Source organism: uncultured Aliivibrio sp. (assembly GCF_946479765.1).
Lineage (GTDB): Bacteria > Pseudomonadota > Gammaproteobacteria > Enterobacterales > Vibrionaceae > Aliivibrio.
In genome coordinates, this window is record NZ_CAMLHO010000026.1 from 45,764 (window position 1) to 54,543 (window position 8,780).

Consider the following 8,780-nt stretch of genomic DNA (forward strand, 5'->3'; position numbering starts at 1 on the left):
ATGAATGAACAACACCAGATCCGACAAGAAATTTATGGCTTATTAGCGCATTTATTCCGTTCAGCACCAGAGCAAGCATTGATTGATTGGTTAGTTACCATCGAAACGGAACAGAGCGAAACCCACGGTATGAGCCAAGCGTGGAGCCAATTGGTTAAGGCGGCAGAGCAAGCAAGCCTTAACGACACGCTAGAAAAACTAGAAGACGAATACCAAAATCTATTTATTGGTGTTGGCCGCGGTGAAGTGATGCAGTTTGGATCATGGCACATTGCGGGTGCATTAATGGAAAAACCATTAGTCGCACTTCGCCAAGATCTAATGCAATTAGGTTTTGAGCGAGCAGAAGACGTAAAAGAACCAGAAGACCATATTTCAGCATTATGTGAAGTAATGGCCATGCTTATTGAAGCGGGTGAGGCAGAAGTGCTGCAACAACGTTTCTTTAATCGTCATATTCAACCTTGGTATGTATCACTGTGCGAGCAAATCAATAACGCAGAAAATGCGGATTTCTACCAATCAGTGGCGTGCCTAACCGAAGCGTTCTTTAGTGTAGAACAAGTACGCTTTGCAAAAAATCCAAACGCAATTGAAGTCACAGAAGTATAAACGTAGTAGTGACAACCCGAATTAAAACCATAAAAACAAACGCCCATTCCAAGTGAATTGGAAGCAAAGGAGCATTGAATGAGCAATAACAAAACGGACCTAAACCGCCGAAATGTACTAAAGGGCCTTGCAACTGCTGCAGCCGTAGGAACAGTAGCCGCTGCGGTTTCAGGTACAGCAAACGCAACACCATCAGTAACTGCTGAAAAAAGCGTTGAGAAAAAAGGCGATGGATATCGTGAAACTCAACACATTCGTGATTATTACGACAGCCTATAACGGAGCATAATAATGAAACTGACTAAACGTTCCGATTCGGTACAAAAACAAGAGAACCAACTGGGCATTACTCGTCGTATGTTCATGCGTACCTCAACTATTGCCGCTGGTGCAGTAGCAAGCGTAAGCATGTTTGTTCCAAGCATGATGAGAAAAGCACAAGCACAGGAAGTGCCAGTTGATGCACCAACAGAAGTGAAACGTACTATTTGTTCACACTGTTCTGTTGGCTGTGGTATTTACGCTGAAGTTCAAAATGGCGTGTGGACAGGTCAAGAACCTGCATTCGATCATCCATTTAACGCAGGCGGTCACTGTGCAAAAGGCGCAGCACTGCGTGAGCACGGTCATGGCGAACGTCGTCTAAAATACCCAATGAAGCTTGAAAACGGCAAGTGGAAAAAACTGTCTTGGGATCAAGCGATCGAAGAGATCGGTAACAAAGCGTTAGAGATCCGTAAAGAATCAGGTCCTGACTCAGTTTACTGGTTAGGTTCTGCGAAGCACAACAATGAACAAGCGTATTTGTATCGTAAAATGGCATCATTATGGGGCACAAATAACGTCGATCACCAAGCGCGTATTTGTCACTCAACCACAGTAGCCGGTGTTGCAAACACTTGGGGTTACGGTGCTATGACCAACTCATTCAATGACATGCATAACTGTAAATCTATGCTATTTATTGGTTCAAACCCTGCGGAAGCTCATCCAGTAGCAATGCAACATATTCTGATCGCTAAAGAGAAGAATGGTTGTAAAATCGTTGTTGCCGACCCACGTCGCACACGTACCGCAGCAAAAGCGGATCATTATGTTTCATTGCGTCCGGGCTCTGATGTTGCCTTTATTTGGGGCGTATTGTTCCATGTATTCGCAAACAAATGGGAAGATCAAGAATTCATTAACCAACGTGTGTTTGGTATGGATGAGATCCGCACTGAAGTTGCAAAATGGAATCCTGTGGAAGTTGAACGTGTTACTGGCGTGACAGAAGCGGAAGTTTTTGAGACTGCAAAACTGCTTTCAGAAAACCGTCCAGGTTGTGTTGTTTGGTGTATGGGTGGTACTCAACATACGACTGGTAACAACAACACACGTGCTTACTGTATTCTAGAACTTGCTCTTGGCAACATGGGTAAATCAGGCGGTGGTGCAAACATCTTCCGTGGCCACGATAACGTACAAGGCGCAACGGATTTAGGTGTTCTTTCAGATACGCTTCCTGGCTACTACGGTGTTGGTGAAGGCGCATGGAAACACTGGTCAAAAGTATGGGATCTCGATTACGCATGGGTTCAAAATCGATTCGACCAAGGTAAATACAACGGCAAAACGCCAATGAACAACTTTGGTATCCCTGTATCTCGTTGGGTTGATGGTGTTTTAGAAGACAAAGCAAACATCGAACAAAACGACAATATCCGTGCAATGTTCTACTGGGGTCACGCAGTAAACTCACAAACACGTGGTACTGAGATCAGAAAAGCAATGAGCAAGTTGGATATGATGGTTATCGTCGATCCATACCCAACCGTTGCAGCAGTAATGAATGATCGTACTGATGGCGTATACCTTCTTCCTGCAACAACGCAGTTTGAAACGCACGGTTCAGTAACCGCATCAAACCGTTCATTCCAATGGCGTGAGCAAGTAATTCAGCCATTGTTTGAATCAAAACCTGACCACGAGATCATGTACCTACTGACTAAAAAATTAGGTTACTCAGATCAACTGTTCAAACACATCAAAATTGATGAGAACAACCAACCTGTCATTGAAGACATTACTCGTGAATTCAACAAAGGCATGTGGACAATCGGTTATACAGGTCAAAGCCCTGAGCGTATTAAAGCGCACACAATGAACTGGCACACCTTCCATAAAACAACGCTAGAAGCAGAAGGCGGTCCAGTTAATGGCGAAACCTACGGTCTTCCTTGGCCTTGTTGGGGTACGCCAGAAATGAAGCACCCAGGTACGCACATTCTTTATGATACGTCAAAACCTGTAGCGCAAGGCGGCGGTAACTTCCGTACCCGTTTTGGTGTGGAATTTGAAGGTCAAAGTCTATTAGCTGAAGACAGCTACCCAGTAGGCTGTGAAATTGAAGATGGTCACCCAGAATTCACTGACAAACTGCTTAAGCAACTTGGCTGGTGGGACGATTTAACAGCGACTGAAAAAGTAGCTGCTGAAGGTAAAAACTGGAAAACCGATCTATCAGGCGGTATTCAACGTGTTGCAATTAAACACGGTTGTATGCCTTTTGGTAATGCAAAAGCACGTGCGATTGTATGGACGTTCCCTGACCGTGTTCCACAACACCGTGAGCCGTTATACACACCACGTCGTGATTTAGTTGCTGATTACCCAACATGGGATGACCGCGCGGCTAACTTCCGTATACCAACGTTGTACAAAACAATTCAAGACCAAGATAAGTCAAAAGAATACCCAATTATTCTGACTTCTGGTCGTCTGGTTGAGTACGAAGGTGGCGGTGAAGAAACGCGTTCTAATCCATGGCTTGCAGAGCTTCAACAAGAAATGTTTGTAGAAGTTAACCCGAAAGACGCAAACGACATCGGCTTTAAAGATGGTGATATGGTTTGGGTTGAAGGCGCAGAGAAAGGTCGAATTCACGTTAAAGCAATGGTGACACGTCGTGTTAAACCGGGCTTAGCGTTCGTACCATTCCACTTTGGCGGTAAATTCCAAGGTGAAGACTTAACGACTAAGTACCCAGAAGGTACGGTTCCATACGTTATTGGCGAAGCAGCAAACACAGCAACCACTTATGGTTATGATCCTGTAACACAAATGCAGGAAACCAAAGTGACACTATGCAAAATCACGAAAGCGTAAGGGGTGATATAAAATGGCTAGAATGAAATTCTTATGTGACACCAAGCGTTGTATTGAATGTAACGGCTGTGTCACAGCATGTAAAAATGAAAATGATGATGCGCTAGAGTGGGGCATCCAACGTCGTCGCGTAGTAACACTAAACGACGGTGAGCCGGGTGAAACGTCAATCTCAGTTGCATGTATGCACTGTACCGATGCGCCTTGTATGGCCGTTTGTCCTGCGGATTGTTTTGAACAGACAGCAGATGGCATCGTACGTCACAACAAAGATCTTTGTATCGGTTGTGGTTACTGCCTATTTGCTTGCCCATTTGGTGCGCCGCAATTCCCTAAACAGGGTGCCTTTGCTGAGCGTGGAAAAATGGACAAGTGTACATTCTGTGCTGGTGGTCCGGGTGTAGAACCAGGTTCACAAGAAGAACGTGAAAAGTATGGTTCAAACCGTATTGCAGAAGGTAAGTTGCCAATGTGTGCTTCATTATGTGCAACAAAAGCACTGCTTGCTGGTGATGCTGAGAAAGTTTCTGACATCTTCCGTCAACGTGTTGTAGAGCGTGGTGCAAAAGACGCGGGTTGGACAAACGGTGAAGACTTATCGTTTGATGCGACTAAGAGCTAATCCAGTGGAGAGAGCGATGTTGAAACAACTAAAACGTCTTTCTCTTTCGTTATTGCTGCCAGTATTGGCAGCATTAACACTGACATTTGCTATGCCTAGCATGGCAAATGACAGTGTAGCCGCGAAAAGTGCAGAGAAAGAAATGACCCAACTTGGTGGTGCTGATTTTTGGCGTCAAGTAAGAGCGGGCGAAGAAGGCTATACGACTTCACAGTCACCAGAGCATGGTGTATTGATCAGTACTGCTGGTGAAACATGGTATGTATTGAAAGAGAAGTGGATGTCGCCATTAGGTGCATTAGCTATCTTTGGTAGTTTAGTTATGGTGGCACTGGCGTATTTTACGATTGGTCCCCTAAAGTTAAGTAAACCAAAAACAGGACGTCGAATTCAACGTTGGAGCAAAATGGACCGTGCATTGCACTGGAGCATGGCGTTTACGTTTTTAACACTGGCGTTCAGTGGGTTATGTTTGGTTTACGGTAAGCACTTTTTAAAACCAATCTTACCGACAGACATTTGGGGTATGATCATTTATGCCGCGAAGCAATACCATAACTACATGGGTCCAATTTTTGCCATTCTACTGATCACGGTATTAGTGAAATGGTGGAGAAAATCCATGGTCAATAAAACCGATATTGTGTGGTTTATGAAAATGGGCGGCATGGTAGGTAAACACAAAGGAACGCACCCATCAGCAGGTTTCTCTAATGGTGGTGAAAAAGCGATTTTTTGGTTACTTATCGTTTTTGGTATTATTGCGGCAATCAGTGGCTTTGTTCTCGATTTCCCAATCTTCGGCCAATTACGCCGTGATATGGAATTATCGAACTTGATCCACATGTTCTCTGCACTGATCTTGATTTGTGGCTTTATTTTCCACATATACATTGGTCTGTTCGGTATGGAAGCCGCACTGGATGGCATGATCACCGGTGATGTTGACGAAACATGGGCTAAAGAACACCACGATTTATGGTATGACGAAGTAAAAGACTTACCTGAGAATCAGCCAAAAGACAAAAACAGCTAATAGCGAGTTAATATTCGTATAGCGATAATTGGTAAAATCAAAAGCAGAGCAGGGTAACTTGCTCGGCTTTTTTGTACCTAAAGATTGGCAAAAGAGAAATATCATCATTTATAATTAATACTATCAATAGGTTGAGTTTTAACAAAAACCAGAGCTTAAAGGCAAAACAAAAAGAAACCACATGAAATCTACCTAAGAATGAGTATGATATACGCAAGATAAATAACCATTTCAAAGGATGACTTATGTTTACAGTAGAAGTTGATAGTGAATTAAAACTGGCACTTATTGAACCTTCTTTTGCGAAAAAGTACTTTGAGATCGTATCGAAGGAAGACGCTTATTTATCTCAATGGCTAGCTTGGCCGTCACACGCAAAGTCTGAGGATTTCTTTCTACGCTTTGTGCGTAAATCGTTACTTGATTATGCCGAAGGTAAAGGAATGGTTTGCGCCATGATTTACCAAGGTGAGTTAGTCGGTAATGTCAGCTTTAACACGATTAATCATAATTTAAAAATGGCTGAGATTGGCTATTGGCTCAGTGAGTCTTATCAGGGTAACGGTATTATTACTCGTGCGGTATCTAAGTTAATCGAGATTGCTTTCACAGATTTACAGCTTGAGAAAATTCAAATAGCAGCAGGCGAGCACAACTTACCAAGCCGTAAGGTTTGTGAGCGTTTAGGAATGACATTAGAAGGCATTATTTCTAATCGAGAAAACCTGAATGGCCGTATTATCAACCATGCTATTTATGGTTTATCGAAGCAGCCTGTGAGCTAAGCGCATAAAGCGACACGTTGTCGTATAGCATGAATGAAACGATGAATGTCGAATTGTTATGATGTTGATTTATTTCAGTTTAAGAAAAAGGCTAGTAAGCCTTAATAGAATAAGTAGCGACAAATCTGGTAGGGAACTATAAGACATTTTGTCGTAGAAAGAGCGTTAGTTTTATAATGTATAAAGGAGTATATGTTGAGCGTTAATAAATTGGATAAAATGACGATTTTCAGGGCAAAGAAAGCGGTAAAAGCTTTTTCTGAAATTTTTGACGTAACGACTAAAACTCTTGATAGCTTTAAATTCAAAAGCGAAGAAAACCTTGTTGAAGGTATTGTCAAATATAGTGAAGTTGGCGGGGTAAAAAAAACACAAGATGATTATCCATGGATGGCAATGGTCAATGAGTTATCAGAGGATATAAATCTTAAGTTTTCATCTACTAATAAAACTCCTTCTGCTGTTGTGGGGATAAAAATCACAAAACAGCCTAGTAATGATGTTTTGTTTTTTCTTTTAACCTTTGGAATGCACACGTCTAGATTCATAAACAACGATAAGCTTGTTAACGACTTTGGTATTAAAGTCGCTATGAATATTTGTGACCCTGAAAATTTACGGAAAGTAAATACGATGACTCATTCATCAGTATCTACCTTAACTGATAGGCAAGCAAGCAAAGGAGCCAGTTTAGATATCTTTGATATTAACGATGAAAAGGAGTTTTTTAGATCTATTGCAGGAACGACTCATACAAACTATGACTTTATTAAATCATTTTCAGGCCGTAACTCAATTCAAGTAAATTTCAATAAAAAAGCTTTCGTAGACAATGATGATTTAATAAATATCTTACTGAAATTAGATACTGCTTACGAATTGCGTTCTTATAAAAAAAGTTTCCCTACATACGGACGGTTAGATTTTGTTAGTGATAATGACCAAATAAAAGTTCTTGATAATATATTATTTGACAAGCTTAAATTGAATAAGCTCGATTCTATTCATTTATCTTCAAGTGTCATTGAAAGTGATGACCATGCTTTTTATAGTTATGAGGATATTCAGGACTCATCTGTAAAACATGATGATTTGAACATATATGAATTATTAAAAGCTCATCCTAAGTTCAATGTAAAATCATCTATTACGACTATAAAAAACTGGAAAATTTATAGTGCTAGTGATGCTGGTGAATACTCAAGTATGAGAGCTTATGATTGTATTAATTTTGAAACTGTGATCAAAGGAGAAACCTTTATACTCACTGGCGGGGTATGGCGAAGTGTTAGTACTGATTTTAAAACACAAATCGATGACTACATTAAAAATAAGGTAAATGACAACCAAGAAACATATTTACCTAATGATGTTTCAATACATTGCATAGTGAAAGGTGAAGATAGATATAAAGAGGAGGTATATAATTCTCATGTAGCTAAAAACTATAATGATATTTTCCTTTTTGATAAATCAAAAATTAAAATTGCAGATCAAAAGTTATATGAAATATGTGATTTATTTCATTCAGATAAAAGCTTTATCCATGTGAAGGTTTTTAAATCAGGCACAAGCTCTTTAAGTCACCTTTTTCTACAATCTCGATTCTATATAGATGCATTTATTAAAGAAGAAGCAACTCGAAATTCTATGAGGGATTTTGTAAACAACAACACAAATGATGAAAATAAAAATAAAAACAAAAAAACGTTTTTAACCTTAATTCCGAAAGATAGAAAGGATGTCCATGCTTCAAGTTATTCTATTATTTTGTGTATATTAACATTCGACAAAAAAAAGAATATTGATAGTTTACCCTTCATGGTTAGGTATGAACTAGCAAAAACTCATAAGTACCTATTAGAAGAGAGGGGGATAGAGTTATCATGCGCTATCAGGTTGGTGAAAAAATAAAACTAACAAGCCAATCAAGCGGGACTAAAAACAGTTTGCTCGGTTTCGCTTCGCTACACATTTTAGCAAACAATTTTTAGCCCCTTATTGGGGCGTTAGTTTACAAGAGTAGAACAGGGATTTTATTCCAAGAGCTTGTCCGGTTATTGTGCTTTGCACCTGTTCGTTTACTAATATCACGAACTTTCCGGTGGCACTATATGGGAAGTGTTCGTGGTTGCGTAGTCACTTACTGGCTCTAACTTTTTCGTGATAGTTCTTTGGTGTGGCTTCTTTTTCTTGGTGGCTAATCCGTGAATATTGGTTTTAGTCGTACTTGGTTGTCAGGTTCATCGAACGAATCCTTTGTCAGTTTGAGAGCTTCAATTTTGGTTGTTTAGCGCATGTCGCTTCTTAGCCAAGTTTGTTTTGTTAGTTGGGTTTGAGTTTCGTAGTTTTCAGTTTTACATCTGCGTCGAAAGCCAGTAGTTTTGTAACCAATTCAGCACCTTGGTGCTAAACTTTGGCTTCATCATGTAGGTAAAATAACAAGGCATTTAAGACAGATTCGCAACACTCGGCGTTTTCAATTCAAGTTGAGTTTTGTGTTTACGGTGTAATGGTTTAGTAAGGTGGTAGTGTTGCTCACTACTTAATGCGGCGTTAAGTTTCTAAGGAGAACAAG

General features: G+C 40.4%; 7 protein-coding genes. All 7 read left to right on the forward strand.

Annotated features, from left to right (window positions below):
* The 7 genes from Q1K78_RS11200 (at position 1) to Q1K78_RS11230 (ending at position 8,116) form a co-directional block, all read left to right on the forward strand.
* A complete protein-coding gene (locus tag Q1K78_RS11200) occupies positions 1 to 612 on the forward strand; it encodes a molecular chaperone (protein ID WP_300178354.1) in 612 nt (203 codons plus the stop codon).
* A gap of 78 nt (positions 613 to 690) precedes the next feature.
* Entirely contained in the window at positions 691 to 891 is a 201-nt protein-coding gene (locus Q1K78_RS11205) for a twin-arginine translocation signal domain-containing protein (protein ID WP_300178357.1), read from the forward strand.
* Between the two features lie 12 nt (positions 892 to 903).
* On the forward strand, positions 904 to 3,759 hold the full coding sequence (locus tag Q1K78_RS11210; RefSeq protein WP_300178360.1) for a formate dehydrogenase subunit alpha: 2,856 nt from the start codon (positions 904 to 906) through the stop codon (positions 3,757 to 3,759).
* A 13-nt stretch (positions 3,760 to 3,772) separates the two neighbouring features.
* Positions 3,773 to 4,381 carry a formate dehydrogenase FDH3 subunit beta gene (fdh3B, locus tag Q1K78_RS11215; protein WP_300178363.1) on the forward strand — a complete coding sequence of 203 codons (609 nt, stop codon included), beginning with the start codon at positions 3,773 to 3,775 and terminating at the stop codon, positions 4,379 to 4,381.
* Positions 4,382 to 4,397: 16 nt separating this feature from the next.
* A complete protein-coding gene (locus Q1K78_RS11220) occupies positions 4,398 to 5,417 on the forward strand; it encodes a formate dehydrogenase subunit gamma (RefSeq protein ID WP_300178366.1) in 1,020 nt (339 codons plus the stop codon).
* Positions 5,418 to 5,662: 245 nt separating this feature from the next.
* Positions 5,663 to 6,202, forward strand: a complete 540-nt coding sequence (locus tag Q1K78_RS11225) for a GNAT family protein (RefSeq protein WP_300178369.1) — start codon at positions 5,663 to 5,665, stop codon at positions 6,200 to 6,202.
* A gap of 192 nt (positions 6,203 to 6,394) precedes the next feature.
* A complete protein-coding gene (locus Q1K78_RS11230) occupies positions 6,395 to 8,116 on the forward strand; it encodes a DUF6119 family protein (RefSeq protein WP_101214633.1) in 1,722 nt (573 codons plus the stop codon).
* Positions 8,117 to 8,780: the final 664 nt, after the last annotated feature.